At 69.3% G+C, this 25,454-nt stretch carries 28 protein-coding genes; 12 read left to right on the forward strand and 16 right to left on the reverse strand.

Going from position 1 to position 25,454, the window contains the following annotated elements; genetic code table 11:
- The first annotated feature begins 23 nt into the window (after nt 1–23).
- Complete coding sequence (locus DW306_RS16080) at nt 24–719, forward strand: ABC transporter ATP-binding protein (protein WP_136056594.1); 696 nt, start codon at nt 24–26, stop codon at nt 717–719.
- Entirely contained in the window at nt 716–2,038 is a 1,323-nt protein-coding gene (locus DW306_RS16085; RefSeq protein WP_136056595.1) for an FtsX-like permease family protein, read from the forward strand. Before DW306_RS16080 ends, DW306_RS16085 begins: the two co-directional genes overlap by 4 nt.
- 12 nt (nt 2,039–2,050) lie before the next feature.
- Here the strand turns inward: DW306_RS16085 and mutM are convergent, their stop codons facing one another.
- The 6 genes from mutM to DW306_RS16115 all read right to left on the reverse strand — a co-directional run bounded on the left by mutM (nt 2,051) and on the right by DW306_RS16115 (nt 7,178).
- Nucleotides 2,051–2,914, reverse strand: a complete 864-nt coding sequence (mutM, locus tag DW306_RS16090) for a bifunctional DNA-formamidopyrimidine glycosylase/DNA-(apurinic or apyrimidinic site) lyase (protein WP_136056596.1) — start codon at nt 2,912–2,914, stop codon at nt 2,051–2,053.
- A complete protein-coding gene (gene rnc, locus DW306_RS16095; RefSeq protein ID WP_136056597.1) occupies nt 2,907–3,599 on the reverse strand; it encodes a ribonuclease III in 693 nt (230 codons plus the stop codon). Before rnc ends, mutM begins: the two co-directional genes overlap by 8 nt.
- Nucleotides 3,600–3,613: 14 nt before the next feature.
- Entirely contained in the window at nt 3,614–3,823 is a 210-nt protein-coding gene (gene rpmF / locus DW306_RS16100) for a 50S ribosomal protein L32 (protein WP_029263535.1), read from the reverse strand.
- A gap of 2 nt (nt 3,824–3,825) precedes the next feature.
- The gene (locus DW306_RS16105; protein ID WP_136056711.1) at nt 3,826–4,374 is read right to left on the reverse strand and encodes a DUF177 domain-containing protein; all 549 of its coding nucleotides are present in this window, start codon (nt 4,372–4,374) and stop codon (nt 3,826–3,828) included.
- Between the two features lie 70 nt (nt 4,375–4,444).
- A complete protein-coding gene (coaD, locus tag DW306_RS16110) occupies nt 4,445–4,942 on the reverse strand; it encodes a pantetheine-phosphate adenylyltransferase (RefSeq protein WP_136056598.1) in 498 nt (165 codons plus the stop codon).
- A gap of 61 nt (nt 4,943–5,003) precedes the next feature.
- A complete protein-coding gene (locus tag DW306_RS16115; protein WP_136056599.1) occupies nt 5,004–7,178 on the reverse strand; it encodes an ATP-dependent DNA helicase RecG in 2,175 nt (724 codons plus the stop codon).
- Nucleotides 7,179–7,239: 61 nt separating this feature from the next.
- On the opposite strand from DW306_RS16115, the gene rsmD reads away from it, so the two are divergent.
- Nucleotides 7,240–7,857, forward strand: a complete 618-nt coding sequence (gene rsmD / locus DW306_RS16120) for a 16S rRNA (guanine(966)-N(2))-methyltransferase RsmD (protein WP_136056600.1) — start codon at nt 7,240–7,242, stop codon at nt 7,855–7,857.
- Here rsmD and thiL read toward each other — a convergent pair.
- Entirely contained in the window at nt 7,827–8,825 is a 999-nt protein-coding gene (gene thiL, locus DW306_RS16125; protein WP_136056601.1) for a thiamine-phosphate kinase, read from the reverse strand. The two genes, rsmD and thiL, sit on opposite strands and share 31 nt — an antisense overlap.
- 23 nt (nt 8,826–8,848) lie before the next feature.
- On the opposite strand from thiL, the gene DW306_RS16130 reads away from it, so the two are divergent.
- Both DW306_RS16130 and DW306_RS16135 read left to right on the forward strand, forming a co-directional pair.
- Nucleotides 8,849–9,331, forward strand: coding sequence for a DUF3515 domain-containing protein (locus DW306_RS16130; protein ID WP_136056602.1), 483 nt, complete (start codon nt 8,849–8,851; stop codon nt 9,329–9,331).
- 24 nt (nt 9,332–9,355) lie between these two features.
- Nucleotides 9,356–9,961 carry a hypothetical protein gene (locus tag DW306_RS16135; RefSeq protein ID WP_136056603.1) on the forward strand — a complete coding sequence of 202 codons (606 nt, stop codon included), beginning with the start codon at nt 9,356–9,358 and terminating at the stop codon, nt 9,959–9,961.
- 1 nt (nt 9,962) lies between these two features.
- On the opposite strand, the gene DW306_RS16140 is transcribed toward DW306_RS16135, so the two are convergent.
- From DW306_RS16140 to leuC, 6 genes are all read right to left on the reverse strand, one after another.
- A complete protein-coding gene (locus tag DW306_RS16140) occupies nt 9,963–11,045 on the reverse strand; it encodes a D-alanine--D-alanine ligase family protein (RefSeq protein WP_136056604.1) in 1,083 nt (360 codons plus the stop codon).
- Nucleotides 10,951–12,087, reverse strand: coding sequence for an NAD(P)H-dependent glycerol-3-phosphate dehydrogenase (locus DW306_RS16145; protein WP_136056605.1), 1,137 nt, complete (start codon nt 12,085–12,087; stop codon nt 10,951–10,953). The genes DW306_RS16140 and DW306_RS16145 overlap by 95 nt, the downstream gene beginning before the upstream one ends.
- The gene (locus tag DW306_RS16150) at nt 12,077–12,832 is read right to left on the reverse strand and encodes a lysophospholipid acyltransferase family protein (protein WP_136056606.1); all 756 of its coding nucleotides are present in this window, start codon (nt 12,830–12,832) and stop codon (nt 12,077–12,079) included. The genes DW306_RS16145 and DW306_RS16150 overlap by 11 nt, the downstream gene beginning before the upstream one ends.
- Before the next feature lie 5 nt (nt 12,833–12,837).
- The gene (gene murA / locus DW306_RS16155; RefSeq protein ID WP_136056607.1) at nt 12,838–14,205 is read right to left on the reverse strand and encodes a UDP-N-acetylglucosamine 1-carboxyvinyltransferase; all 1,368 of its coding nucleotides are present in this window, start codon (nt 14,203–14,205) and stop codon (nt 12,838–12,840) included.
- A 67-nt stretch (nt 14,206–14,272) separates the two neighbouring features.
- Nucleotides 14,273–14,869, reverse strand: coding sequence for a 3-isopropylmalate dehydratase small subunit (leuD, locus tag DW306_RS16160; protein WP_136056608.1), 597 nt, complete (start codon nt 14,867–14,869; stop codon nt 14,273–14,275).
- A gap of 2 nt (nt 14,870–14,871) precedes the next feature.
- A complete protein-coding gene (gene leuC, locus DW306_RS16165; RefSeq protein WP_136056609.1) occupies nt 14,872–16,329 on the reverse strand; it encodes a 3-isopropylmalate dehydratase large subunit in 1,458 nt (485 codons plus the stop codon).
- 191 nt (nt 16,330–16,520) lie between these two features.
- Between leuC and DW306_RS16170 the strand changes: the two genes are divergently transcribed.
- Nucleotides 16,521–17,816 (forward strand): PLP-dependent transferase, encoded by a 1,296-nt coding sequence (locus DW306_RS16170; RefSeq protein ID WP_136056610.1) that lies wholly within the window; start codon nt 16,521–16,523, stop codon nt 17,814–17,816.
- Complete coding sequence (locus DW306_RS16175; protein WP_136056611.1) at nt 17,813–19,126, forward strand: LLM class flavin-dependent oxidoreductase; 1,314 nt, start codon at nt 17,813–17,815, stop codon at nt 19,124–19,126. The genes DW306_RS16170 and DW306_RS16175 overlap by 4 nt, the downstream gene beginning before the upstream one ends.
- A gap of 21 nt (nt 19,127–19,147) precedes the next feature.
- Here the strand turns inward: DW306_RS16175 and DW306_RS16180 are convergent, their stop codons facing one another.
- Nucleotides 19,148–19,645, reverse strand: coding sequence for a DUF427 domain-containing protein (locus DW306_RS16180; protein WP_136056612.1), 498 nt, complete (start codon nt 19,643–19,645; stop codon nt 19,148–19,150).
- A 36-nt stretch (nt 19,646–19,681) separates the two neighbouring features.
- Between DW306_RS16180 and DW306_RS16185 the strand changes: the two genes are divergently transcribed.
- A complete protein-coding gene (locus tag DW306_RS16185; RefSeq protein ID WP_136056613.1) occupies nt 19,682–20,269 on the forward strand; it encodes an LON peptidase substrate-binding domain-containing protein in 588 nt (195 codons plus the stop codon).
- Here DW306_RS16185 and DW306_RS16190 read toward each other — a convergent pair.
- Together DW306_RS16190 and DW306_RS16195 are read right to left on the reverse strand one after the other, a co-directional pair.
- Nucleotides 20,241–20,591: a DUF2834 domain-containing protein gene (locus tag DW306_RS16190; RefSeq protein ID WP_136056614.1), complete on the reverse strand. Its 351-nt coding sequence runs from the start codon at nt 20,589–20,591 to the stop codon at nt 20,241–20,243. The two genes, DW306_RS16185 and DW306_RS16190, sit on opposite strands and share 29 nt — an antisense overlap.
- A 12-nt stretch (nt 20,592–20,603) precedes the next feature.
- Nucleotides 20,604–21,608: a TerC/Alx family metal homeostasis membrane protein gene (locus tag DW306_RS16195; protein WP_136056615.1), complete on the reverse strand. Its 1,005-nt coding sequence runs from the start codon at nt 21,606–21,608 to the stop codon at nt 20,604–20,606.
- A 250-nt stretch (nt 21,609–21,858) separates the two neighbouring features.
- On the opposite strand from DW306_RS16195, the gene DW306_RS16200 reads away from it, so the two are divergent.
- The 4 genes from DW306_RS16200 (at nt 21,859) to DW306_RS16215 (ending at nt 25,422) form a co-directional block, all read left to right on the forward strand.
- A complete protein-coding gene (locus tag DW306_RS16200) occupies nt 21,859–22,416 on the forward strand; it encodes an RNA polymerase sigma factor (protein WP_136056616.1) in 558 nt (185 codons plus the stop codon).
- A complete protein-coding gene (locus DW306_RS16205; protein ID WP_136056617.1) occupies nt 22,413–23,522 on the forward strand; it encodes a DUF4349 domain-containing protein in 1,110 nt (369 codons plus the stop codon). Before DW306_RS16200 ends, DW306_RS16205 begins: the two co-directional genes overlap by 4 nt.
- 110 nt (nt 23,523–23,632) lie before the next feature.
- Nucleotides 23,633–24,181, forward strand: a complete 549-nt coding sequence (locus DW306_RS16210; RefSeq protein ID WP_136056618.1) for a helix-turn-helix domain-containing protein — start codon at nt 23,633–23,635, stop codon at nt 24,179–24,181.
- Nucleotides 24,181–25,422 carry an MFS transporter gene (locus DW306_RS16215; protein WP_136056619.1) on the forward strand — a complete coding sequence of 414 codons (1,242 nt, stop codon included), beginning with the start codon at nt 24,181–24,183 and terminating at the stop codon, nt 25,420–25,422. Before DW306_RS16210 ends, DW306_RS16215 begins: the two co-directional genes overlap by 1 nt.
- Nucleotides 25,423–25,454: the final 32 nt, after the last annotated feature.

The following is a 25,454-nucleotide window of genomic DNA, read 5'->3' on the forward strand; positions in this document are numbered from 1 at the left end:
CGGCAGGCGACGACGCTGGATGTATGAACATCCCCGTGATCGAAGCCCATGCCCTCCTCAAGAACTTCGGCTCGACCCGCGCCCTCGCCGGTGTCGACCTCGCCGTCGCGCGCGGAGAGTCCGTCGCGATCATGGGGGCATCGGGCTCAGGCAAGACCACGCTCCTGCACGTCCTGGCAGGGATCATCGCCCCGGATGCCGGTGCCGTGACCTTCCGGCCTGCGGAGGGAGCACCCGTCGAGGTCACCGCCCTGGGAGAATCGGCCCGCTCCCGCCTGCGGCGCGAACGCTTCGGGTTCGTGTTCCAGCGGGGTCTGCTGATCCCCGAGCTGACCGCCGTCGAGAACGTGGCTCTGGCCTCGATGATCAACGGAGTCCGGCGGCAGGATGCCGTGCAGCACGCCGCGGCGTGGCTCGCAGCGCTCGGCCTCGCCGGGATGGAGGACCGCCGCATCGGCGAGCTCTCCGGCGGCCAGGCCCAGCGCGTCGCCATCGCGCGCGCTCAGGCCACAGGCGCGGAACTCGTCTTCGCCGACGAGCCCACCGGTGCGCTCGACTCGCGCACTTCGGCGGAGGTGATGGACGCCCTGCTCTGGTCGACGACCGGTCAGGGACGCACCCTCGTCGTGGTCACGCACGATCCCGAGGTCGCCGCGCGATGCACACGCACGATCGCCGTGCGCGACGGCCGCATCGTCTCCTCGGCGGTGACCGCATGAACTTCAACGTGCTCTCCCTGCTGCTGCGTCCGGCGCCCGGGCAGAACAGCGTCCTCGCGCTTCCGATCGTCGCGTTCGGCGTAGTGACCACCCTTGTGCTCACCGTGATCGGCGGCGCGCAGTCGTTCTGGGGCTGGACCGACGAGTTCGCGCCCGTGTACCAGGCGCTGGCCGCGATCGCCCTGGTGCTGCTGGTCGTCCCACTGATGTCGCTCGGCGGAGCGGCGGCGCGTCTCTCCGCCCGTCGCCGCGACGAACGGCTCTCCACCCTGCGCCTCCTCGGCGTCTCCCCCGCCGGCGTCACCGTCGCGACGGTCGCCGAATCCGTCCTCGTGGCCGGAGCGGGCGCTCTCGTCGGCGTCGTCGGGCACCTCGCGATCAGCCCGCTGATCGGCCTGATCCCGTTCCGAGGGGAGCCGCTCGGCTTCGCGGCCGTGGTCCTGTCGCCCCTGCACATCGTCGCGGTGTTCGGCGGCGTGCTCCTCCTCGCCGCAGCCAGCGCCGTCATCGGGCTGCGCCGCGTCGTGATCTCCCCCCTCGGCGTACGGACGCGCACGTCCGTCTCGAACGTGCACGGGATACGGGCGGTCATCGCCGCGGGTGTCATCGCGATCGCGTTCGTCGTCATCAAGGTGTTCCCCTCGGTCGGCGGTCTCGTCGGCACGATCGTGGTGCTCGCGGGACTGTTCGCCGGAGTGCTCGCCATCCTGAACGTCGTCGGCCCCTGGGTGCTCAAGGTGTCGGCATCGCGTCAGCTGCGACGGGCCGACAAGCCCGAGCGACTCCTCGCGGCCCGGATCGTGCTGGACTCCCCCAAGTCGGCATGGCGACAGGTGGGTGGCATCGCCATTGCCAGCTTCATGGCGGTCTTCGCCGGCACCGGTGTCGCGCTCCTGGACGTCATGAGCACGGAAGACGCCGCCGCGTCGGATCTCGCCCTGGCGGCCGACATCCGCACAGGGCTCATCATCACCCTCGTCGGATCGTTCCTGATGGTGGCGGCATCCGTCGGCGTCAATCAGGCGTCCGACGTTCTCGATCAACGGGAGCTGCATCGCAGTCTTCATCATCTGGGGATGCCGCTGGAGACCGTCGATCGTGCCCGACGACGCGCCATCATGTCGCCGCTGCTCATCACGGCCATCGGTTCGGCCCTCTGCGGCGGCATCCTCGTGTTCCCCCTGGTCGGGATCGCGCTGATCACCGCGCCCGTCTCCCTGCTCACGATCGCCGCCGTGGTCGCCGTCGGGATCGGCATCGTGTGGGCGAGCACGTGGGCCACCCGCCCGCTGCTCACCGGCGCGTTCCGGGCGGCATGACCTGCCGCCCGGTCAGCGGCGGCGCTGGCAGCGGGGGCAGTAGTGCGAGGAGCGGTTCATGAACGACTCGCGGCGGATCGGTGTCCCGCACCGCGGGCACGGCCGGCCTCCGCGACCGTAGACGTTCAGAGAGTGCGCGAAGTAGCCGGCCTGGCCGTTCACATTCACGTACTGGGCGTCGAAACTGGTCCCGCCCTCGGCGAGGGCCTTGGCGAGGACGGCGCGAACTTCGGCGAGGAGGCGCTGCACCGCGGCGGTGGAGAGGCGGTTCGCGGGTGTCTCGGGGTGGATCTTCGCGGCCCAGAGCGCCTCGTCGGCGTAGATGTTGCCGATGCCGCTCACGACGCTCTGATCGAGGAGCACCCTCTTGATCGCGCTGTTCTTCCGCCCGAGGGCCTGCCCGAACCGGATGTCGTCGAACGCCCCGTCGACGGGATCGCGGGCGATGTGGCCCACCTGGGTGGGGATGAGTGTCGGCCCGTCGTGGATCAGGCTGTCGACGGCGAGAGAGCCGAACGTCCGCTGATCGGCGAACACGATGGCGAGTTCGCCGTGCGTCGGGTGCTCCAGATTGATCCGCACGCGTTCGTGGCGTTCGGCCGCGGCGTCCGGGGACCGCAGCAGCATCTGGCCGCTCATGCCGAGGTGCGCGATCAGCGCAGTCTCGGCGTCGTCGAGCGGAAGCCACAGGAACTTGCCCCGGCGGGAGGCGGCCGTGAAGCGGCGGCCTTCGAGCCGGGCGACGAAATCCACGACGCCCGCCGGATGCCGAGTGAGCGCCCGTTCGTCGAAGACGCTCACCGCGGTGATCAGCGATCCGATGGCCGCCGGGGCGAGACCTGCGCGGACGACCTCGACCTCGGGAAGCTCAGGCACGCTCGTTCAGGGTGCGCCAGGCGCTCAACGCGGCCGCCATCTCCGCGGTCTTCTTGCTGCTTCCGGTGCCGGTCATGCGGATATCTCCCACGGCCACGGTCGCAGTGAAGCGCCGGTCGTGGTCCGGTCCGCTGGCCTCCACCGAGTACTGCGGCGGGGTGGCGCCGGACCGCGCAGCGAGCTCCTGGAGACTGGTCTTCGGATCCATCGCCGCGCCGTACCGCTCCGGGTCGGCGAGCAGCGGCTCGGTGAGCCGCAGCACGAGCTCCGTCGCTGCTTCGGGGCCGGCCGACAGATACGTGGCGCCGATGACGGCCTCCATCGTGTCGGCGAGGATCGAGTCCTTGTCGCGTCCACCGGTCTGCTCTTCGCCACGACCGAGCAGCAGATGCCTGCCCAGGTCGATGCCCCGAGCGACCTCTGCGAGGGCGACGGTCGAGACGACGCTCGCGCGCCGCTTCGCCAGCTCACCCTCGTCGAGATCGGGGTGGGTGGTGAACAGCATCACCGTGACGGCCTGACCGAGCACCGAGTCGCCCAGGAACTCCAGGCGCTCATTGTGCGGGATGCCGCCGTGCTCGTACGCGTACGACCGGTGAGTCAGGGCCAACTCCAGAAGCTCCGCGTCGATGTCGACGCGGAGCTTGGCTGGGAGAGGTCTCGTCCCCCCGGGGACCTCCGTCACGATGGGTTCGCGACTCAGACGTCTGCGACCTTGCGGCCCTTGTACTCGAGGAAGAGCTCGGTGCCCTGCGAGTCGGTGACGACCTTCGCCTGGTGAGGGCGGCTGTAGACGACCTGACCGTTCTCGACGGTCTTCACGAGGGCGACGGGAGCCGCCTTCCACTGCGCACGGCGCGAGCGGGTGTTCGAACGGGAAACCTTGCGCTTCGGGGGGTTACCAGCCATGACTAGCTCTCTTCTTTCTCGGCGGCGCGGCTCGATGCCTTGCCGTCTTGGTCTGTGATCTGTTGGAGCGCACTCCATCGAGGATCGATGGGAGCGGCCTGCTCCGTTCCGGTGCTCACGGTCAGCCGCTCACCCGTTTTCGGGTCGAGACCCGGGCAATCCGGCTGACACACCGGCTGAAATGGAAGCGACAATACGGCCGCATCCCTGACGAGAGTTTCAAGATCCACGTGGTCGTCTTGAACCTCGAAGTCAGTTTCTTCCTCACCAGGATACGCGAAAAGCTCCTGGAACTCGACTTCGACGGGCTGGGCGATGTCGATGAGGCATCTTCCGCACACGCCGGCGTACTCGGCATCCGCTGTTCCGGACACGAGAATGCCCTCGTGAACCGACTCCAGGCGCACGTCGAGGTCCATCTCCGAGCCTGCTTCGAAGGAGACGATTCCCTCACCCCAGGATTCGGCGAGAGTCACCGTGAACTCGTGTTCACGCATCTCCCCCGGTCGTCGGACGATGTCGCGGACGGGAAGGACGAAAGGGCCGTTCAGTCGAGATCGCACCACGCCATGTTACCCGCCTCCGTCTGCGAGCGGGCCGGGCGTCGCCTCGGGAGAGGGCTCAGATACCGCGCGCGCCGGTGTCGAGGAACGCGGCCACGGCGGGCGGCACGAAGGGGGTGACGTCGCCGCCGAGCGACGCGACCTGGCGCACCAGCGAACTCGAGACGAGGGCGTGCGACGGGTCGGGCAGCAGGAAGACTGTCTCGATGTCGGCCAGATGCCGGTTGACGATCGCCATCGGGGATTCGTAGGCCACGTCGATCTGGGAGCGGATGCCCTTCACGAGCACCCCGGCGCCCACATCGCGCGCGTAGTCGACGAGGAGGCCCATGCTCCAGGAGCCGATGACGATGGTGCCCTCCATGCCGTCCTCGGCGATGGATCGCTCGAGCAGCGTCAGACGCTGAGCGATCGGCAGCATGGCCTCTTTGCCCGGGTTGTGCACGACGAGAACATGCAGCTCGTCGTACAGCTTCGCGGCACGGCGGATCACATCGAGGTGACCCAGTGTCGGCGGATCGAAGGACCCCGGGACGACGGCGATCCGACTGCTCACTGGGACTCCAACCGTCGCTCCGTGGCTCGCATGGCTCCAGCCTAGGGCACGAGCGAAACCATCAGTTCTTCGCGAGCGCTGCGCGATCCTCGTCGCTCACGCGCCGGCCGATGACCTCGCGCAGGCCCTCGTGCCGCTCCAGGTCGGGGTCTGCCGACAGGATCTCCTCCGCGACTTCGCGGGCCCGCGTGATGAGCCCCGCATCCTTGACCACGCGCAGGAGCTTCAGCGACGACCGGACACCGGCCTGCGCAGCGCCGAGCACATCCCCTTCGCCGCGGAGCTCGAGATCGACCTCGGCCAGCGCGAAGCCGTCGAGGGTCGCGGCGACCGCTTCGACGCGCTCCCGTGCGACGGATCCTGCTTCCGCCTCGGTGACGAGCAGACAGAGACCCGGCACCCCACCTCGGCCCACCCGGCCACGAAGCTGGTGCAGCTGCGATACGCCGAAGCGATCCGCATCGAGCACGATCATCGTGGACGCGTTGGGCACGTCGACGCCGACTTCGATGACCGTGGTGGCCACCAGCAGATCGATCTCGCCGCGCGCGAAGGCCTGCATCACGGCATCCTTCTCGTCAGACGGCATCTTGCCGTGCAGCACGGCACGCCGGACAGCACCGAGCTTCGGATGCGTCGCGAGCGCCTCGTCGAGCTGCACGACGCCCCATCGCGGACCCGCTGCACCCTCCGGAGCGATCGCGAGCTGCTCCCCCGGCTCGGCCGTCTTCTTCGCGGTGTCGATCGCCGCACAGACCGCGAAGACCTGACGACCCTGGCTGATCTCCTCGGCAGCACGGTCCCACACGCGGTTGAACCACGCCGGGTGCTCCGCGAGCGGCGCCACGAACGACTCGATACCGGCACGTCCCGCGGGCATCGTGCGGATCACCGACGTGTCGAGGTCGCCGAAGACGGTCATCGCCACTGTTCTCGGGATCGGGGTCGCCGTCAGGACGAGTGCGTGCGGACTAGAGCCCTTTGCGCGCAGCGCCTCACGCTGCTCGACCCCGAAGCGATGCTGCTCGTCGACGACGACGAGGCCGAGATCGGCGAAGGTCGTCTTCTCTCCCAGCAGGGCGTGCGTGCCGACGACGATGAGCGCCTGCCCGGAGGCGACGCGCAGCGCAGCCTTCCGGCGCTCCGCCGCGGGCATCTGCCCGGTGAGCAGCGTGGGCATGACGAGGGGAGCCAAGGCCGGACCGAGCATCTTCGCGATGGATCGCAGATGCTGGCCGGCGAGCACCTCGGTCGGGGCGATCAGCGCCGCCTGCCCACCGCTCTCCGCGACCTGCAACATCGCCCGCAGCGCGACCAGCGTCTTTCCCGACCCGACCTCGCCCTGCACCAGGCGGTTCATCGGCCACGCGCCGACGAGGTCCTGAGCCACTTGATCGCCGACCGTCTGCTGGTCGGGGGTCAGCTCGTACGGCAGCGCGGCATCGAAACGCTCGAGCAGACCACCGGCCTGGGCGGGGCGAGCCGTCGCCGAGAGCGCCCTGACCGCATCGCGCTGCTGGAGGAGTGCTGTCTGCAGCGTGAGAGCCTCGTGCATGCGGAGTGTGCGCACGGCCGGATCGATGTCGCTGCGCGTGCGAGGCCGATGGATGAGTTCGAGTGCCTCGCGTGCCGTCAGGAGCTCGTCACCCGTGCGCACGGCATCCGGGAGCGGATCGGGCACGATGGGCAGGTCGTCGAGGACGCGCCCGACGAACTTCGCGATCTGCCAGGTCTGCAGCGTCGAGGTCGCGGGATAGATCGGGATGAGCACGGCCGCACGCGCGTCGGCCCGGCGCCGGGCCGCGTCTTCGTCGTCGAAGAGCTCGTACTCGGGGTGCGCGAACTGCGTGACGTCGTTGAACATGCCGACCTTGCCGGAGAACACGCCGCGCCGACCGACCGCGAGGTCTTTCGAGCGCCACTCCGCCGCGCCGAGGTTCTTGGCGAAGAAGGTGAGCGACATGCGGCCGATCCCGTCGCCGATCACGACATCGACCATCGCCCCCTGACGATTGCGCATGCGGCGGAAGCTCGAGGACAGGACCTCGGCCACGATGGTGACGGTCTCGCCGATCGGAAGGTCGCGGATCGGGGTGAGCTCCCCCGGATCGGCGTACCGCCGCGGGTAGTGCGACACCAGGTCGCCGACCGTGAGCATGCCGAACGCCCGGTTCAGGGTCTTCGCGGGGACGGCGCCGAGCGCGTCTTCCAGCGACGAATCGAGCGTGAGCGGCATGCTCCGAGTCTAGGGAACGCCACGGACGCACCGGACGCCGCGACTGTCGTATCGTGAACGGGTGACGAGGATCATCGCCGGACGCGCGCGCGGAGCACGGCTCGACGTTCCGGGCACGGGGACGCGTCCGACCAGCGACCGGGTGCGCGAGTCGCTCTTCGGAGCTCTGGAAGCCGCGGATGCCCTCGAGGGCGCCCGCGTGCTCGACCTGTATGCGGGATCCGGGGCTCTCGGCCTCGAGGCGCTCAGTCGGGGCGCGGCCAGTGCCGACCTGGTCGAGCGCGGACGCCAGGCGGCGGCGCTCATCCGTCGAAACGCCGCGACGGTGGTGAAGGCGGGCGGATCGTCGACGGCACGGGTGCACGAGGCCGCCGTGCACAGCTATCTGCTGCGAGCGGCAGGGCCCTTCGACCTCGTGTTCTCCGATCCGCCCTACGACCTCGACGACGACGCCATGACGGCCGACCTCATCGCGCTCGCGCCGCTCCTGGCGCCGGATGCCCTCGTCATCGTCGAGCGGGCGCGCCGCTCCACTCCGCCCGATTTCGCCTCGGCAGGTCTCGACCTCTTCCGTGAGAAGTCCTACGGCGACACCGCGCTCTGGTGGGCGGAGCCGGCAGCACCCGACACGACGGCTGAGGGCGGCTCTCAGCCCGAGACCGAGTCCCAGTCTCGATAGGGATCCCAGCCGGAGATGTCCACGGGCGCGTCATCGCAGAGCAGCTCCTCCTCACTCCGTTCGCGCACCTCCCCGATGATCCGGAAACCGGGAGGGAGCACGCCTTCCGGGAATGTGGCCAGCAGGCCGTGATCCTCGCCGCCGGCCAGCGCGCGGTGCGGGTTCTCGCCGAGTGACCGGCTGTCGAGGGCGATGGTCACCCCGGATGCCGCCGCCATCCGCCGTGCGTCGAGCGCGAGCCCGTCGGAGATGTCCATCATCGCCGTCGCGCCCACCGTGGCCGCGACCGGACCGAGTCCGATGGGCGGCGACGGACGCAGCTGCGCGGAGACCGCGGCGCTCTCCCCCGCGGCGAGCTGAGCCGGATCGATCGCCACGGGGATGTCGTCGTCGTCGCGGAAGCGACTGAACAGCACCGCGAGGCCGTGCGCGGCGTGTCCGAGTTCTCCGGCGACCGCGACGATGTCGCCCGGTCGGGCGCCGCTGCGCGTCACGGCTGCCCGCCCGTCGAGGTCGCCGAGCGCCGTCACCGCGACCGTCAGGACATCCGAGACGGTCAGATCGCCGCCCACCACCGCGCACCCGGGCGCGAGGGCCGCACAGGCTTCCCGGAACCCGTCGGCCAGACGTTCGACGAACGAGAGGCGGAGGTCCCGCGGCACGGCCAGCGCGACGAGCAGGGCGGTCGGACGCGCGCCCATCGCCGCGATGTCCGAGAGATTCACGGCAGCGGCCTTCCACCCCAGGTCGTAACCGCTGGACCAGGCGAGTCGGAAGTCCGGACCGTGCACCAGGGAGTCTGTCGTCGCCACCACCGTTCCCGACGGAGCAGCGATCACCGCGGCATCGTCGCCCGGGCCGAGAAGCGTGTAGCTCCCCTGTGCGGTGCGGGCGAGGATCGCACGGAGGATCGATCCCTCCGAGAGGTCGCCGAGGGCGGGGTCGTCGGCTTCGGGTGGGGAAGGCATGCTGTCAAAGGTAGCCTGGAAGCATGCTTCGTTCCCGTCGCCTCGCAGCCGTCGCAGGCGCGGTGCTCCTGGCCGGTGTCCTCGCCGGCTGCTCCACGACCGTGCACCTCGAACCGGCCGACGACGCGAACAATCCGGGCTGCGCCGCCATCTCGGTGCTGCTGCCGGAGACGGTCGGCGGATTCGACCGCGTGTGGACCGATGCCCAGGCCACAGGAGCATGGGGTGACCCCACGGTCGTGCTCCGCTGCGGCGTCGAGCCGCCCGCGCCGTCCGAGCTGATCTGCACCACGATCGGCAACGTCGACTGGCTGGTCCTGGATCAGGAGGAGGAGAGGCAGCGGCTCGTCACCTACGGCAGGGAGCCCGCCGTCGAGGTGAACATCCGTCGCGGGGAGCAGATCGACTTCCAGGCGGTCGTCGACACCATCTCGTCCAGCATCCAGCCGGGCCTCGCCCCGGCCACAGCGGAATGCACCGAGCGCGTCGAGTTCCCCGCCGGCTGAACGACGGGCACCTAGACTCGCGGCATGAACCGCAACGCAGCAGGCCGAACGTCCGTCGTCGCAGCGATCATGGTGGGAGTGGGGGCGCTGGCAAGCGGGTTCATCAACTTCCTGTTCCTGCTGGCGGGCGTCGAGAGCCTTCCGCGGCTGCTGATCCTGCAGGATCCGATCGGGTTCGCGCTCCGGCCCCGTGTGCAGCCCATGGCCGTCGTGGCGATGCTCGTCGCCCTCGTGATCCTCGTGGGGCTGACGTGGCTCTTCGTCCGGATGATCGTGCGCTCGGCACTGCCCGGCCGCGCTGCCGCCGTGTTCTTCGGCACCTGGGGCGCCGTCATCCTCGCGTCGTGGATCGCGGGAGTCCTGCGGGCGCCGCTCGTGCTCATGGGGCTGCAGATCCCCGCGGAGCAGTCCGAGATCCTGATGACCCAGTTCTCCCAGATCAGCCTCGCCGGTGCCACCTGGGGTCTGATGTGGGGCTGGCTCACCGCGATCGTGGTCGCGCTCGTCCACCGCGCCGCCGCACCCGCCGCCAGCGAGCCGGCGGCCGTGCCGCCGCACGCCGCCTACCCGCCGGTGCAGACATATCCTCCGGCACCGACCTCTTCGCCGGCGCCACCCACCGCCGGCTGAGTCAGCGGCGGAGGCCTGCCTCGACGAGCTCCGTGATCAGGTCGCCGTAGCTCAGACCGGAGGCGACCCAGCACTTCGGGAACATCGAGATCGGCGTGAAGCCGGGCATCGTGTTCAGCTCGTTGACCACCAGGTCGCCCTCGGGCGTGAGGAACATGTCGACCCGGGCGAGGCCGCGACCGTCGACGGCCTCGAACGCCCGGATGCCGATGTCCTGGATCGCCCGCGCCTCATCGCCTGTGAGCTCCGCGGGGCACACGACATCCACGCCGTCGCCGCCGAGGTACTTGCCCTCGAAGTCGTAGAACCCGCGGGAGGTCAGCACGATCTCGCCGGGGAGTGATGCGCGCACGCCGTCGCCGCTCTCGAGGATGGCGACCTCGATCTCCCGCCCGCCGACACCGGTCTCGATGAGCACCTTGTCGTCTTCCGCGAACGCGATCGCCAGCGCGGCATCCAGTTCGTCGAGGCCCTCGACCTTCGAGACGCCGACGCTGGAACCGGCGCGAGCCGGCTTCACGAACAGCGGCAGGCCGAGTTCGGCTGCCCGCGCACGCGCCGGAGCGGCATCCTCGTCCCACTCCCGACGGCGCACCGTCACCCAGGGAGCCACGGCGATGCCGGCAGCCTGCAGCGCGATCTTCATGAAGTGCTTGTCCATGCAGAGGGCCGAATCCAGGACGCCGCCTCCGGCGTACGGGACCTCCAGGGTGTCGAAGAACCCCTGGATCGTCCCGTCCTCGCCGTGGGTGCCGTGCAGGATGGGCAGGACCACGTCGATCTCGCCGAGCCCCTCGGTCGCGCCGCCCGGGTGCACGACGCGCAGCGTGCGGTCGCCGCCCGGCTCCGGCCAGAGAATACGCGTGCCGTTGTCGACGACCTCGGGGAGGTGCGCCGCATCGAGCGGGAACTTCGCGGGGTCGTCGTCCTCGAGCACGAAGGCGCCTTCACGCGTGATGCCGACCGGGATCACGACGTAGCGGTCGCGATCAATCGCGCCCAGCACGCCCCCCGCCGTTGCGGAACTGATCGAATGCTCGCTGGAGCGCCCGCCGAAGAGCACCACCACCGTCTGCTTGTCCATGGTTGGTCCTCTCACCCTGGGGGGTGTCGTCGTCCGTCGTCAGGTGGGGCGCGATGTCACGGGGATCCATCTTCCCGTCCAGCACCATCTTCACCTGCTCGACGATGGGCATGTGCACCTCGGATTCGCGAGCGAGCTGCAGGATGGGCGCGACGGACGCGAGGCCCTCCGCGGTCTGCTGCATCTGCTTCACGACGTCCTGGAAGCTGTACCCCTGGCCGAGCAGGCGCCCGGCCGTGTTGTTGCGGCTCAGCGGAGACTGGCAGGTCGCGATCAGGTCGCCGAGCCCGGCGAGCCCCTGAAGGGTCTCCGGATGCGCGCCGTTCGCGACCGCGAAATCGGTCATCTCCACGAGTCCGCGGGTGATGATCGACGCCTTCGTGTTCTCGCCGTAGCCGACGCCGTCGACGATGCCGATCGCGACGGCGATGAGGTTCTTGAGAACCCCGCCGAACTCGGTGCCGATGACGTCGGTGTTCACGAAGGTGCGGAAGTAGCTGTTGCGGGCGGCCCGGGCGACGACCTCCGCCGTCTCCTGGCTGCGCGAAGAGATCACGGCGGCGGTCGGCTGCTCGCGAGCGATCTCCAGCGCCAGGTTCGGGCCGGATGCCACGGCGATGCGGTCGGGGTCGCACCGCAGCTCCTGCTGGATCACCTGGCTCATGCGCAGGCCGGTGCCGCGCTCGACGCCCTTCATCAGGCTGACGATCTTGGCGTCGCTGTCGGCGAGCAGTGGTCGCAGGGCCTTCAGGTTCTCGCGCAGCGACTGGCTCGGCACCGAGAGATAGACCTGTTCCGCGCCCTCGAGCGATGTGGAGAGGTCATGCGTGGCGGCCATCGTGCGCGGCAGGTTGATTCCGGGCAGATAGCGCGAGTTGCGCTTGGCCTCGTCGATCTCATGCGCGAGCTCGGCACGGCGCGCCCACATCGTCACGCGTGCCCCGCCGTCGGCGAGGATCTTGCCGAAAGTCGTGCCCCAGCTGCCCGAGCCGATGACGGTCGCGCGCGGGCCGACCGGAGCGGCAGGTCTCTTAGGAGTCAAGGCGACCCGTCTCCTTCTGGCCGTGGCTCGCGGGATTCCAGCGCTCCGCAGGGGCCTTCTCGTCGCGCAGCTGCTCGAGCAGCGCGGTGATCGCGTTCATCAGGCGGGTGGTCGCCTCGTTCAGGGCCGCCGGTTCACCCGCTCGTCCACGGAGGTCCGACACGTCGACCGGGTCGCCGATGAGGACCCGCACCGGCTTGCGCAGCGGCCACAGGCTGAGGCCCTTCTGGTAGCGCCCCATGATCGCCTGCGTGCCCCACTGAGCCATGGGGATGAGGGGGATGCCGTCGGCGAGAGCCAGTCGCACGGCCCCGGACTTCCCGCGCATCGGCCACAGATCGGGGTCGCGGGTGAGCGTGCCCTCCGGATAGACGATGACGCCGCGACCGTGCTCCACGAGCTCGGCCGACTGCCGCAGCGTCTGCTTCGCCGAGGCCGCCGATGAGCTTCGCGCCACCGGCACCATGCCGGTGCGACGCAGCACCCAGCCGAGAACGGGCACCCGGAACAGGCTCTCCTTCGCCATGAAGCGCGGAGCGAGCCCGGCACGCCACACGGCGACCGCCACGATCAGCGGATCGAACTCCGAGTAGTGGTTGGGCGCGAGCACGAACGCCCGGTCGCGCGGCAGCTTCTCCGCACCCACGACGCGGATCTTGGCCAGCAACGCGACGAGCGGCACCACGATGCCCGCAAGCGGCCAGAAGAAGAGCGGCCGAGCGCGCTCCGATGACCCGGAAGTCATCGGCGTCACCGGATGACGTCGAAGTCAGCGCCGAGAGCGTCGAGCTTGGCCAGGAACTTCTCGTAGCCGCGGCTGAGGATGTCGACACCCGAGACCTGCGACTCGCCGGTCGCGGTGAGCGCCGCGATGACGTGGCTGTATCCGCCGCGCAGATCCGGGACGACGATGTCGGCGCCGTGCAGCGGCGTCGGACCGGTGATGACGGCCGCCTGCTCCAGCTCGCGACGCGGCACGCGACGGGGACCGGCCTGCAACCCGTGCGGGTGCACGACGATGTCCGCGCCCATCTTGACGAGCGCATCGGTGAAGCCCATGCGGTTCTCGTAGACGGTCTCGTGCACGACGGAGCGACCGTGCGCCTGCGTCAGAGCCACGACGAGCGGCTGCTGCCAGTCGGTCATGAACCCGGGGTGCACGTCGGTCTCGACGACCACGGGCTGGATGTCGCCGTCGCGACGGAAGAGGATGCCGTCCTCCTTGACGTCGAACCAGCCGCCCGCCTTGCGGAAGACGTTGAGGAAGGTGAGCATCTCCTGCTGCTTCGCTCCGCCGACGAAGATCTCCCCGTCGGTCGCGAGCGCAGCGGACGCCCAGGATGCTGCCTCGTTGCGGTCGAAGATCGACCGGTGGTCGTAGCCGCGCAGCTTCTCGACGCCCTCGATGACGATGACCCGGTTGGGCTCGTAGGAGATGATCGCGCCCATCTTCTGCAGGACGGCGATCAGGTCCATGATCTCGGGCTCGATCGCCGCGTTGCGGAGCTCGGTCGTTCCCTCGGCACGGACCGCGGTCAGAAGCACCTGCTCGGTGGCGCCGACGCTCGGGTACGGGAGGTGGATGTTCGCCCCGTGGAGTCGTCCGTGCGGCGTGGAGAGGCGGATGCCGCTCGGCAGCTTCTCGACGACGGCGCCGAACTTGCGCAGCGCGTCCAGGTGGAAGTCGATGGGGCGGTCGCCGATGCGGCATCCGCCGAGGTCGGGGATGAACGCCTGTCCGAGACGGTGGAGCAGGGGGCCGCAGAACAGGATCGGGATCCTCGAGGCGCCGGCGTGGGCGTCGATCTCCTCGAAGTGCGCGGATTCCACATCGCTCGGGTCGAACACCAGCGCGCCGGGCTCGTCGCCGTCGGACACGCGCACACCGTGCACCTCGAGCAGCGAGCGGACGACGGCCACGTCGCTGATCGCCGGAACGTCGCGCAGCACGCTGACGGTCTCGCCGAGCAGCGAGGCCACCATCGCCTTCGTCGCGAGGTTCTTCGCGCCCTTGACGTCGACACGGCCGCGAAGCGGACGACCCCCTCGAATCGCGAGGACGTCTCCGGTGAGAGCGGGGACTCCGTCCGGGAGAGCGTCGCGCACAGGTGTCGTCATTCGGAGCCTCACTTCATTCCACGGATTTCGGGGGCGGGTTGCCCCTGGCTCCCCCGCCCCCACCGTCTCACTGCACGGGGAGGGTTCGGGGCCGCCACGACTCGCGACGGGCCTCGAACTGCGCGATCTTGTCTTCGTTGCGCAGCGTGAGCCCGATGTCATCGAGCCCTTCAAGGAGCCGCCATCTAGTGTAATCGTCGATCCCGATGTCGGCCTGGACGTCGCCGATCGAGGCCGTGCGCGCCTCGAGATCGACGGTGATCTGCACCCCCGGATCCCGGTCGATCTCGGCCCAGATCCGCTCGAGATCGTCTTCGGAGATCGTGGCGGCGAGGAGTCCCTGCTTGCCGGAGTTCCCGCGGAAGATGTCAGCGAAACGCGGGCTGAGCACGACTTTGAAGCCGAAGTCGCGCAGCGCCCAGACGGCGTGCTCGCGGCTGGAACCCGTGCCGAAATCGGAGCCGGCGACGAGCACCGAGGCGCCCTGGAACGGTGCCTGGTTCAGGACGAACTCGGGGTCCTGTCGCCAGGCGTGGAAGAGGGCGTCCTCGAAACCCGTCTTTGTGACGCGCTTGAGGAAGACGGCGGGGATGATCTGATCGGTGTCGACGTTCGAGCGCTTCAGCGGCGCGGCGATCCCGGTGTGGGTGATGAACTTCTCCATGATCAGGCCTCTTCTCCGACGGTCACGAGCAGATCTGCGGGGCTGGACAGCGTGCCGCGGATCGCGGTCGCGGCCGCGACCAGGGGCGACACCAGGTGCGTGCGTCCGCCCTTGCCCTGACGGCCCTCGAAGTTGCGGTTGGAGGTCGACGCGCAGCGCTCCCCTGGCGCGAGCTGATCGGGATTCATCCCGAGGCACATCGAGCAGCCGGCGAACCGCCATTCCGCTCCGAAGTCCGTGATGATCTTGTCGAGGCCCTCCGCCTCGGCCTCGATCCGCACCCGGGCGGAACCGGGAACGACCATGACCCGCACGCCGTCGGCCTTCTTCTTGCCCTCGATGATCGACGCGAAGGCGCGCAGGTCCTCGATGCGGCTGTTGGTGCAGGAGCCCATGAACACCGCGTCGACCGGAACCTCCTTGAGCGGCGTCCCCGGTGTGAGGTCCATGTACTCGAGCGCGCGTTCTGCGGCCGCCCGCTCGTTCGGGTCGGCGATCTCGGCCGGGTTCGGCACGGATGCCGAGAGCGAGCTGCCCTGGCCGGGGTTCGTGCCCCACGTGACGAAGGGCTCGAGCTCATCGGCGTCGATGAAGACCTCGGCGTCGAACGCCGCGCCCTCGTCGGTCGGGAGCGTGCGCCAGTAGGCGACGGCATCGTCCCAGTCCTGCCCCTTGGGGGCGTGCTGACGCCCTTCCAGGTAGGCGAAGGTCGTCTCGTCGGGGGCGACCATGCCGGCGCGGGCTCCGGCTTCGATCGACATGTTGCAGATCGTCATCCGGCCCTCCATGGAGAGCGCACGGATCGCACTGCCGCGGAACTCCAGGACGTAGCCCTGTCCCCCGCCGGTGCCGATCTTCGCGATGACGGCCAGGATGATGTCCTTCGCGGTCACGCCTGGACGGAGCTCGCCGTCGACCGTGATCGCCATGGTCTTGAACGGCTTCAGCGGCAGCGTCTGCGTCGCCATCACGTGCTCGACCTCGCTGGTGCCGATGCCGAACGCCATGGCGCCGAACGCGCCGTGCGTCGACGTGTGCGAGTCGCCGCAGACGACCGTGATCCCCGGCATCGTCAGGCCGAGCTGCGGTCCGACGACATGCACGATGCCCTGCTCGGCATCGCCGAGCGAGTGCAGACGGACCCCGAACTCGGCGGCGTTGCGCCGGAGGGTCTCGATCTGCGTGCGGCTGGTCAGATCGGCGATGGGCTTGTCGATCTCCCACGTCGGGGTGTTGTGGTCCTCGGTGGCGATCGTGAGGTCGAGCCGGCGCAGCGGGCGTCCTTCACTGCGCAGGCCGTCGAAGGCCTGGGGGCTGGTGACCTCGTGCACGAGGTGCAGGTCGATGTAGATGAGGTCGGGTTCGCCGTTCTCGCCCTTGACGACGAGGTGGTCGTCCCAGACCTTCTCGGCGAGGGTTCGGGGACGTGCGGAATCGGCTGCAGATGCGGGGCTGTTCATGGCTTTTCTCCTGAAGCTGGCGGTCCGGCCCACGATGGACTCCGCGACGAGGAGGGGCTCAGAACGAGGTCTCGTCGCGGCCGCTAAGAAGAAGGAGCACGGTCCGCATGACGTCAGATTACCACCGCTCGGGCGCGCTCCGATCCGCCGTGACACTGTAGTTCCTCACCCGTGAGACCGAGAGGCATCGCATGACCGAAGAGACCGCCCGCTTCGCCACCCGCGCAGTGCACGCGGCGAGGAGTCGCGAGACGGCGGCCCCGCGCGCCACTCCGATCTATCTCACCGCGGGGTTCGAGTTCGACGACTTCGACCACGCGGCCGACCACTTCGGCACCGGCACCGGCTTCGGCTACACCCGCACCGGGAACCCCACGGTGCGCGCCGCGGAGCGTCAACTGGCCGCTCTCGAGTCCGGTGCGGACGCGGTTCTCGTCGCCAGCGGCCAGGCCGCAGTCGTCACCGCCTTGCTCACCGTCGCCGGCGCGGGGGACCACATCGTCACGTCGACGCACATCTACGAGGGAACGCGCGGTCTCCTCCTCGACAACCTCGCCCGGCTCGGCATCGAGACGACGTTCATCGACGACATCCAGGATCCGCAGGCGTGGCGCGCGGCGATCCGGCCCAATACCCGCGCGCTGTTCGCCGAATCGCTCGCGAACGCCCGCAACGACGTGCTCGACATCGCCGCCATCAGCGCCGTCGCCGACGAGGCGGCGATCCCGCTCATCGTCGATAACACGCTGGCGACGCCGTTCCTGCTGCGCCCCATCGAGCACGGCGCCGCGATCGTCGTGCACTCCGCGTCGAAGTTCCTCGCCGGGCACGGCTCGGTCCTCGGCGGCGTGATCATCGACGACGGCCGGTTCGATCCCGAGAAGGCGGGCCACAACGCCCCGCACCTCGTCCTCCCCGGCCGCGGCGGACTGCCGAGTGTCGCCGCCCGACACGGAGGCCGCGCCCGGATCGCCTACGCGCGCGAATCGGTCGCGCCGCGGTTCGGCGCATCCCCCTCTCCCCTCAACGCGTTCCTCATCGGGCAAGGTGCCGAGACCCTCGGGCTGCGCGTCGAGCGCCAGTCCCGCAACGCCCTCGAAGTCGCGCAGTGGCTGCAGGCGCAGGACGCGGTCGAGAGCGTCGACTACGTCGGACTGCCCTCCCACCCCGACCACGCGACAGCGCTGCGCTACCTCGAGGGCGGCTTCGGCTCGATCTTCACCTTCACGCTGCGTGGCGGACTCGATGCCGCCCGTCAGTTCGTCGAGCAGGTGCAGGTGTTCACGCACATGACCCACATCGGCGACGTGCGGTCCCTGGTCCTGCATCCCGGCACCACCAGTCACGCGCAGCGCTCGGAACAGGAACGCGAACTCCTCGGCGTACGTCCCGGCACGCTGCGCCTGTCCATCGGGATCGAAGACATCGAAGACCTCATCTCCGACCTGGCCCGGGTGCTCGACGCCGCCAGGGAGGCCGTGGCATGACACGCCCACAGCACTTCGGCTGGTTCCTCGCCCGCGGATTCGGACCGCAGGGATGGGGCTACCCCGCGCTCGACTGGGACTACGACTGGACCAGGCCGGAGATCTATCAGGAGGCGGCGCGCACTCTCGAGCAGGCGGGCTTCGATCTCGTCATCATCGAGGATGCGCCGTCGATGGGTTCTCCGGAGACGCTCGACATCCGCGTACGCCACGCCTTCGGCGGTCCGAAGCACGACCCGCTGCTCCTCGCGCCCTACCTCTTCCAGGCGACGACGCACCTCGGCGTCGTGCCGACGGTGAATCCCGCCGCTTCACTCCCCTACACCTCGGCGCGGCAGTTCGCGACGCTGCAGCACCTCAGCGCGAACCGCCTCGGGCTGAACGTCGTCACCGACACGGGGAGCGCACGGCACTTCTCCGATGCGGCCCAGCTCGGGCACGACGAGGCCTACGACCGCGCCGAGGAGTGGCTCGACGGGATCCGCGCGCTGTGGCGGAGCTGGGACGAGGGCGCGCTGGTCCGGGATCGCGCCACCGACGTGTACGCGGACGGCTCGAAGATGCGTCGCGTGCAGCATCGCGGCACGCACTTCTCCTTCGACGGCCCCCTCAACGCCCTGCCCTTCAGCGAAGGCGAGCCGGCGATCATCTCCCCGGGCGGTTCGGGACGCGGGCTCGGGTTCGCCGGGGCGAACTCCGACGTGCAGCTCGCACTCGCCCCGCTCCACGAGGCGTCCGTCCGTGCCTACCGCACGAAGATCCACGATGCCGCCGTCGCCGCGGGGCGACGACCGGACGACATCAAGATCCTGTTCGCGATCCAGCCGGTTATCACGTCATCCGCTGAAGAGGCGGATCGGATCGTCGCGGCATCCGCTCACCCCGATGAGGCCGCACTGATCCAGATCGCGCGCAAGCAGTCCAGCGACCTGGAGACCGACCTCACCTCGCTCGATCTCGACAAGCCCCTCGACCTCTCGATCTTCGGGGCACATGTCTCCCGCGGGAGCATCCAGCGGCTCGTCGGCGTTCGCGGCGAGGACGCGCCGCTGCGCGCGCACCTCACGGCCCTCGTGCGCGCCGGACGGTTCTCCGACCGCACCGGCTTCGTCGGGACCGCCGAGGAATTCGCCGACGTGATCGAAGAGCTCGGCGAGTGGGGCAACGACGGCGTGCTCCTCTGGGGCGACTTCCACCCCGTCAGCCTGCACCGCACCCTCGATGAGCTCGTGCCGGTGCTCCGCCGGCGCGGCATCCTTCGTCGCGAGTACGCGGACGGCGGGTTGCAGGCGAATCTTCAGGCGTTCTGACCGGGTCGTACGACCGAAGGGCTACCAGCCCTGGGAGCCCGGAATGCCCTTGAACGGGCCGACGACCGACGACGTGACCCAGCCGCCGTAGAAACCGCCCGGCTGCGGCACGACGATCTCGCCGCCGACGGTGCACTCGTCCATCGGGCCCGCGTACACGGCGACCCGATCGATCAGCGCCTCGAACCCCGGAGACGGGTGAGGGTAGGTCCACGCCGCACCCTCGGTCACGATTCCGCCGCCCCGCACGTCGAAGTAGCGCGCAGCGCCCTTGAACTCGCAGAACGAGGCACCCGGGGCCTCGGCCAGCGCTCCGGGAACGAAGTCGGCCATCGGGAGGTAGTAGACCGGAGGATGGCTCGTCTCCAGCACCCGCAGCGCGTCGCGGGTGTCGGCGATCAGCTCGCCGCCGAGGCGGATGGTGACGCGCTCGGCGACCTGCTCGACGCGTGGCGGTCGCGGATAGTCCCACACGGACTCCTGACCGGGGCGGGGAACGACGGGGCGGGGGCGCTGCATCTGTTCACTGTACGTCCCCCGGTGTTGACTGGTGTCATGACCGCGATAGCGATGTTCCCGCTCGGCTCGGTGCTCTTCCCGTACACCCCGCTGCCGCTGCGCGTTTTCGAACCGCGCTACCTCACGATGATCGGGCAGCTCCTGGACGAGGAGGACCCGCAGTTCGGTGTCGTGCTCATCGAGCGCGGCCGTGAGGTCGGCGGCGGCGACCGGCGCAGCGGAATCGGTGCGATGGCCCGGCTGGTGAGCGTCACGGCCGGCGCCGACGTGCTGCAGATCGTGGCGGTCGGCACCGATCGCTTCACGATCGACCAGTGGCAGGATGACGCGCCCTACCCTCGCGCCGAGGTGACGCCGCTCCCCGGGCTCGCTTGGAACGATGCACTCACTCCGCTGCGGACCGAAGCCGAGGCGATCGTCCGGCGCACGCTCGCCCGCGCACCGGAGACCCGGTGGGACGCCGACACCGAGCTCTCCGACGATCCGCTCGCCGCTGTCTGGCAGCTCGCGGCGATCGCGCCGCTCGGCGAGTACGACAGATACACGCTCCTGCAGTCGACGACGGCCGGGGCGCTGCTCCGTCAGGTCATCGACCTCACGCTGGAGGCAGAGCTGCTGTGGTGACCTGCGAGAGCCGACGTTCGCGCATCGCGAGGAACAACGGGAAGGTGAAGGCCAACGCCGTCACCCCCGCCAGCACGACGTAGAGCCAGCCGAACCTCATTCCGAGCCGTCTGGCCTCCACGACGATGAACACACAGCCCGCGATCGCCACGACGAGCAGATCGACCGAGATCGACGACACCGCAGGACCGCTATTCAGCAGGTCGCCGATGAAGTCCACCGCCTGCGTGATCGCCATGAGGTTGAACGCCCACGTCCCGATGAGGCCTGCCACCGCGAGTACGAGGAAGACGACGGCCAAGGGCGTCCAGTGACGAGTCATGCCGCCATGATCTCACTCGACGGTCGGTGCGACCTTCGCCGCGCGCTTCTCCCGGGAGGAGGCGATCAGGCTGGCGATCGTGGCGACGGTCATCGACACGAGGATGACGCCCAGCGACACCATGTTGTCGATGTCGGGCACCCACTCGACGTGCTGGCCCCCGTTGATGAACGGCAGCTCGTTCTCGTGCAGCGCGTGCAGGATGAGCTTGATGCCGATGAAGCCCAGGATCACCGCGATGCCGTAGTGCAGGTAGCGCAGACGGTCGAGGAGGTCGCCGAGCAGGAAGTACAGCTGACGCAGACCCATCAGGGCGAAGATGTTGGCCGCGAAGACGAGGAAGCCGTTGGTGGTGATCTCGAAGATCGCGGGGATCGAGTCGATCGCGAAGATGAGGTCGGTCACACCGATCGTGATGAACACGATCACCATGGGCGTGAACATGCGCTTGCCGTCGACCGTGGTGCGGAGCTTCGACCCGTCGTACTCCTCGCTGATGTCGATGCGTCGGCGGAGCAGGCGCACGATGAAGTTCTCGCGCTTGACCTCGTCGTCGTGGTCTCCTTCCGGCATCGCCTGCTTGATCGCGGTGTAGATGAGGAAGGCGCCGAAGATGTAGAAGATCGGCGAGAAGTGCTCGATGATCGTGACGCCGACGAGGATGAACGCGCCGCGCAAGACGAGCGCGATGATGATGCCGACCATCAGAACCTGCTGCTGCAGCCGCCGCGGCACTGCGAACTGCGCCATGATCAGCACGAACACGAAGAGGTTGTCGATCGAGAGGCTGTACTCGAGCGCCCAGCCGGTGATGAAGTCGCCCGCGTTCTGCCATCCCCCGACGTTGCCGAGGAGCACGGCGAACAGCAGCGCGAGGGCGACGTAGAACACGACCCAGAGGGTGGATTCCTTCGTCGACGGGATGTGCGGGCGCAAGCGGATGAGCAGGAGGTCGCCGATCAGGATGATCGTGAGGACCACCATCGACGTGATCTCGAACCAGAGCGGGATTACCAAGGGCGCACGGCACCTTTCGGAAGGGTCGGAAGAAGCCGAAAGTCTCTCCCCCGCACTATGACGTGCGTCGCGCGCCCGGAGCAGCGATGACGGTGCTCGTGATGACGTTACGCGCGGATCCGGGATACTCCCTCTCGCGGGAGCAATGCTACCGGAGCGGCGGCGCCGTGGAGCACGACATTGCAGCCGATCTGAGACGATGGGGCATCCGTCGACACTTTCCCCTTGAGAGACACCGAACGGAAACAGGATGCCCGTGCAGACGAGTGATCAGAAGTGGGCCGCACAGGCCGCGGCAGGCGACGAGAGCGCCTTCCGTGAGCTGTACCGAGCCCACGTACGGCCGGTCTACTGGATCGCCAACGGCATCCTCGCGTCGTCCGCCGACGCCGAGGATGTGACACAGGAGACGTTCGTGGTCGCGTGGCGCAAGCTGCCAGGCCTCGAGCTCCAGGGCGAGTCGATCCTGCCTTGGCTGGCGACGATCTGCCGCTTCCAGGCCGCGAACCGGCTGCGTCAGCGGCGCAGGGACCAGGCGCATACGGCCGCGGCCCTCGACGACGACCTACCGGACACCGTGAGCGTCGAGGAGCGGGTCATCACCGCGGATCTCGCCGCGCGGATCGCTGCGGAGGTCGGCACGCTGAGCGAACTCGATCGCGAGATCTTCCGCCTGTGCGCCGCCGAGGGATACGCCTATCAGGCTGCCGCCGAGGAGCTCGGCGTGAGCCACGCCGTCGTCCGGAACCGTCTCTCCCGAGTGCGCACCCAGTTGCGCGGCGCCGTGAAGGAAGCGAGAGACGCATGAACGATCAGAACACCCGTGGAGAGCTTCCCGAGCTGTCCGACGAGACCATCGCGCGGATCGAGGACTCGGTCTTCTCCGCGATCGCGGAGGAGCGCTCGCCCGTGCGAGCCTCCGCCGTCCGTGCCCGCACGCGACGCCGACGCTGGCTGACCGGCGCGGGAGTCGCCGCCGCCTTCGTCGTCGGCGTGCTCGTTACTCCTCCGATCCTCGGCGCGACCGGGGGCGGAACATCGATGTCGACCGCGGACGGCGCGGGTGGGACGGTCGCCGAGTCCGACGCGGCATCGCCGGAGCGGCTGGGCGAGGTCGCCCCCGGCGTGGTCGACGGCGGCACCGACACCTCCGGCCTGGCCGCTTCGGATGTGGCGGACGCGGACCGGGAGATCATCGCCACCGCCCATGCCACCGTGCAGGTGAAGGACATCGCGGATGCCGCGGCCGACATCACCGCCCTGGCCGAGGAGCGCGGCGGGTACGTCGAGAGCACAGAGGTCGGCAAGGCGGTCGCGAACGACGGCACGACGGAACCTGCTCCTGCCGACTCCGGATACGGCTGGATCAGCATCCGCGTACCGTCGGCGGACCTGTCCGAAGTGATCGCCGCACTCGACGAGTCCGGCGAGGTGCTCTCGTCGTCGATCTCGAAGCAGGACGTCACCTCGGTCGCGATCGATCTGCGGGCCCGCGTCGACGCGACGAAGGCGTCCGTGACGCGTCTGACCGAGCTGATGGCCCAGTCGGGCAGCGTGTCGGAGCTCATCGAGGCGGAGGTCGCGCTGACGGACCGTCAGGCGCAGCTCGAGTCGTACGAGCAGCAGCTCGCGTCGATCGAGGATCAGGTGGCGATGTCGACGCTCCAGGTCGAGCTGACGCGCACGGCGGCGCCGACCACGGCCGATCCCGCCGGCTTCGGCGATGGACTGCTGGCGGGATGGAACGGCCTCGTCGTGTCGCTCAACGCCCTGGTGGTCGCCGTCGGCTTCATCCTGCCGTGGATCGCGATCGTCGGAGTCGTCGTGCTGATCGTGTGGCTGATCCGTCGGACGCGGCGCACGCGTCGCGCCGCGGCTGCGACCGCGAAGGTCGCGGGGCCGGACGCCGACTGATCTCGACCGAGAGCCGCTCCCGTCCCTGGTCGGGAGCGGCTCTTTCGCTGATTTTCCGGGGTATACAAGAAGCCTTGTGGGAATTCCGGAACGGTCGTAGCGTTCCTCGCATGGAAGACATCTCCGTGGTCACCGCCGTGCATCATCCGCTCCGCCGGCGCATCTACGACTACCTGCTGCTGTACGGCACGTCGCAGGTCACGGCACTCTCCCGAGCTCTCGACAGCCAGGTGGGCAGCATCAGCCACCATCTGCGGATGCTGGAGCGCGCGGGTGTCGTGGAGCGCGCAGCCGACCCGACAGGCGACAAACGCACCAGCTGGTGGACGGCCACCCGACGCGGTCTCACGTGGTCGGCCGATGACTACGCCGACTCTCCGGCCGATGCGCTCCTGGCTCGAGAGGCCCAGCGCCAGGGCATCCGCCTGCAGTTCGAGCGTCTGCAGCGCTGGCACCGCCGCCGCAACGACCCGGCCTACGCCCGCTACGACGGGTACAGCACCGACTCCAGCGCATGGGCCACGCCCGAGGAGCTGCAGGACCTCTCGACACGCCTCCTGCGCACGATGCGCGAGTGGGAGAGCGCGATCGACCTCGACGACGGGCAGGAGCGCACGCCCGTGTTCATCTTCTCCCACGCGTTTCCGACGGAGCCCTGATGAGCGCGGTCGTCGAACCCGTGCAGCTGATCGCCCCGCCGCCGTTCCGTCGCGATCGCCGCGTCCACGCCTGGATCGTCGTGAAGGCGCTGTCCGACGCGGGCGACGCCCTGTGGACGATCGCTCTGGCCTGGACCGCGGTCCAGATCGCCACCCCGGCGGTCGCCGGACTGATCGTCGCCGCCGGCACGGTGCCGCGCGCGGCGGTGCTGCTGTTCGGCGGCGTCATCGCGGATCGCGCGGACGCCCGCAGAGTGATGCTGCTGTTCAACACGATCCGCGTCGGAGTCCTCGTCGCGGTGGCGCTGTGGGTCCTGGCGACCCCGCCGTCGGCGGCGGTGATGCTGGCCGCCGCGATCGCGTTCGGCGTGTGCGACGCGTTCTACGAGCCGTCCGCGGGAACCATCGCTCGGCAGCTCATCCGCCCCTCCGATCTCCCGGCGTACGGCGCCGCCTCGCAGACCGCGTCGCGTCTGGGCACCATGGGCGGTGCGGCGATCGGAGGCGTGATCGTCGCCCATGCCGGACTCGCCGGCAGCGCCTCGGCGAACGCCCTCACCTTCACGCTCGTCGTGGCCTTCATCGCGATCTGGCTGCGTCCGCGGTTCCTGCTCCCCCGCGCCGAGAAGCAGAGCGCGCTCCGCGGGATCGCGAGCGGTTTCCGTCATCTCGGCGCCCACCCCACGACTCGCACGCTGGTCCTCGCGCTCTCCGGGCTCAACCTCGCCGTCGGACCGGCGGTGGGCATCGGACTCGCGCTGCGCGCGAACGATCAGGGCTGGGGCGCACCCGCCGTCGGCCTCTTCGAAGCGCTCCTCGGCCTGGGTGCCGCGATCGGCGCCGTCTCCGTCGCGAAGTGGCGACCGCGACGCGAGGCCATCGCCGGCTTCTGGGCTCTCATCGTGCAGGGTGCCAGCATCGTCGCCCTCGGCTTCGGGCCGGTCTGGACCGTGGCCGCATCGGCGTTCGTGGTCGGGATCACGGCCGGATACGCCTCGGTGCTGCTGAGCGCGACCTTCTCGGCGACCGTCGACACGGCGTACCTCGGACGCATGGGCTCGATCACGCGACTGGGCGACGACTGCCTGATGCCGGTCGCGATGGCCGGATTCGGTGCTCTCGCCTCGGCGACGTCGATCTGGCTGCCCTTCGTGCTGTTCGGTACCGCGATGATGATCCTGATGATCGTGCCGCTCCGCACCGGCCTGTTCCGCGAGATGTCGCTGAGGACAGCGGAGTAGGAGCTCTCCACCGATCGGCTCGTCCTGGCGGA

Source organism: Microbacterium sp. K24 (assembly GCF_004794465.1).
Classification (GTDB): domain Bacteria; phylum Actinomycetota; class Actinomycetes; order Actinomycetales; family Microbacteriaceae; genus Microbacterium.

Excerpts from the sequence above, each read along its gene's own strand:
- DW306_RS16180 (WP_136056612.1), bottom strand. The coding sequence starts at position 19,645 with ATGCAGCGCCCCCGCCCCGTCGTTCCCCGCCCCGGTCAGGAGTCCGTG.
- DW306_RS16215 (WP_136056619.1), top strand. The coding sequence starts at position 24,181 with ATGAGCGCGGTCGTCGAACCCGTGCAGCTGATCGCCCCGCCGCCGTTC.
- DW306_RS16190 (WP_136056614.1), bottom strand. The coding sequence starts at position 20,591 with ATGACTCGTCACTGGACGCCCTTGGCCGTCGTCTTCCTCGTACTCGCG.
- leuC (WP_136056609.1), bottom strand. The coding sequence starts at position 16,329 with ATGAACAGCCCCGCATCTGCAGCCGATTCCGCACGTCCCCGAACCCTC.
- DW306_RS16135 (WP_136056603.1), top strand. The coding sequence starts at position 9,356 with ATGAACCGCAACGCAGCAGGCCGAACGTCCGTCGTCGCAGCGATCATG.
- DW306_RS16150 (WP_136056606.1), bottom strand. The coding sequence starts at position 12,832 with ATGACTTCCGGGTCATCGGAGCGCGCTCGGCCGCTCTTCTTCTGGCCG.
- DW306_RS16080 (WP_136056594.1), top strand. The coding sequence starts at position 24 with ATGAACATCCCCGTGATCGAAGCCCATGCCCTCCTCAAGAACTTCGGC.
- leuD (WP_136056608.1), bottom strand. The coding sequence starts at position 14,869 with ATGGAGAAGTTCATCACCCACACCGGGATCGCCGCGCCGCTGAAGCGC.
- rpmF (WP_029263535.1), bottom strand. The coding sequence starts at position 3,823 with ATGGCTGGTAACCCCCCGAAGCGCAAGGTTTCCCGTTCGAACACCCGC.
- DW306_RS16210 (WP_136056618.1), top strand. The coding sequence starts at position 23,633 with ATGGAAGACATCTCCGTGGTCACCGCCGTGCATCATCCGCTCCGCCGG.
- DW306_RS16175 (WP_136056611.1), top strand. The coding sequence starts at position 17,813 with ATGACACGCCCACAGCACTTCGGCTGGTTCCTCGCCCGCGGATTCGGA.
- DW306_RS16115 (WP_136056599.1), bottom strand. The coding sequence starts at position 7,178 with ATGCCGCTCACGCTCGATTCGTCGCTGGAAGACGCGCTCGGCGCCGTC.
- DW306_RS16130 (WP_136056602.1), top strand. The coding sequence starts at position 8,849 with ATGCTTCGTTCCCGTCGCCTCGCAGCCGTCGCAGGCGCGGTGCTCCTG.
- thiL (WP_136056601.1), bottom strand. The coding sequence starts at position 8,825 with ATGCCTTCCCCACCCGAAGCCGACGACCCCGCCCTCGGCGACCTCTCG.
- DW306_RS16205 (WP_136056617.1), top strand. The coding sequence starts at position 22,413 with ATGAACGATCAGAACACCCGTGGAGAGCTTCCCGAGCTGTCCGACGAG.
- murA (WP_136056607.1), bottom strand. The coding sequence starts at position 14,205 with ATGACGACACCTGTGCGCGACGCTCTCCCGGACGGAGTCCCCGCTCTC.
- DW306_RS16170 (WP_136056610.1), top strand. The coding sequence starts at position 16,521 with ATGACCGAAGAGACCGCCCGCTTCGCCACCCGCGCAGTGCACGCGGCG.
- DW306_RS16085 (WP_136056595.1), top strand. The coding sequence starts at position 716 with ATGAACTTCAACGTGCTCTCCCTGCTGCTGCGTCCGGCGCCCGGGCAG.
- DW306_RS16200 (WP_136056616.1), top strand. The coding sequence starts at position 21,859 with ATGCCCGTGCAGACGAGTGATCAGAAGTGGGCCGCACAGGCCGCGGCA.
- DW306_RS16140 (WP_136056604.1), bottom strand. The coding sequence starts at position 11,045 with ATGGACAAGCAGACGGTGGTGGTGCTCTTCGGCGGGCGCTCCAGCGAG.
- DW306_RS16185 (WP_136056613.1), top strand. The coding sequence starts at position 19,682 with ATGACCGCGATAGCGATGTTCCCGCTCGGCTCGGTGCTCTTCCCGTAC.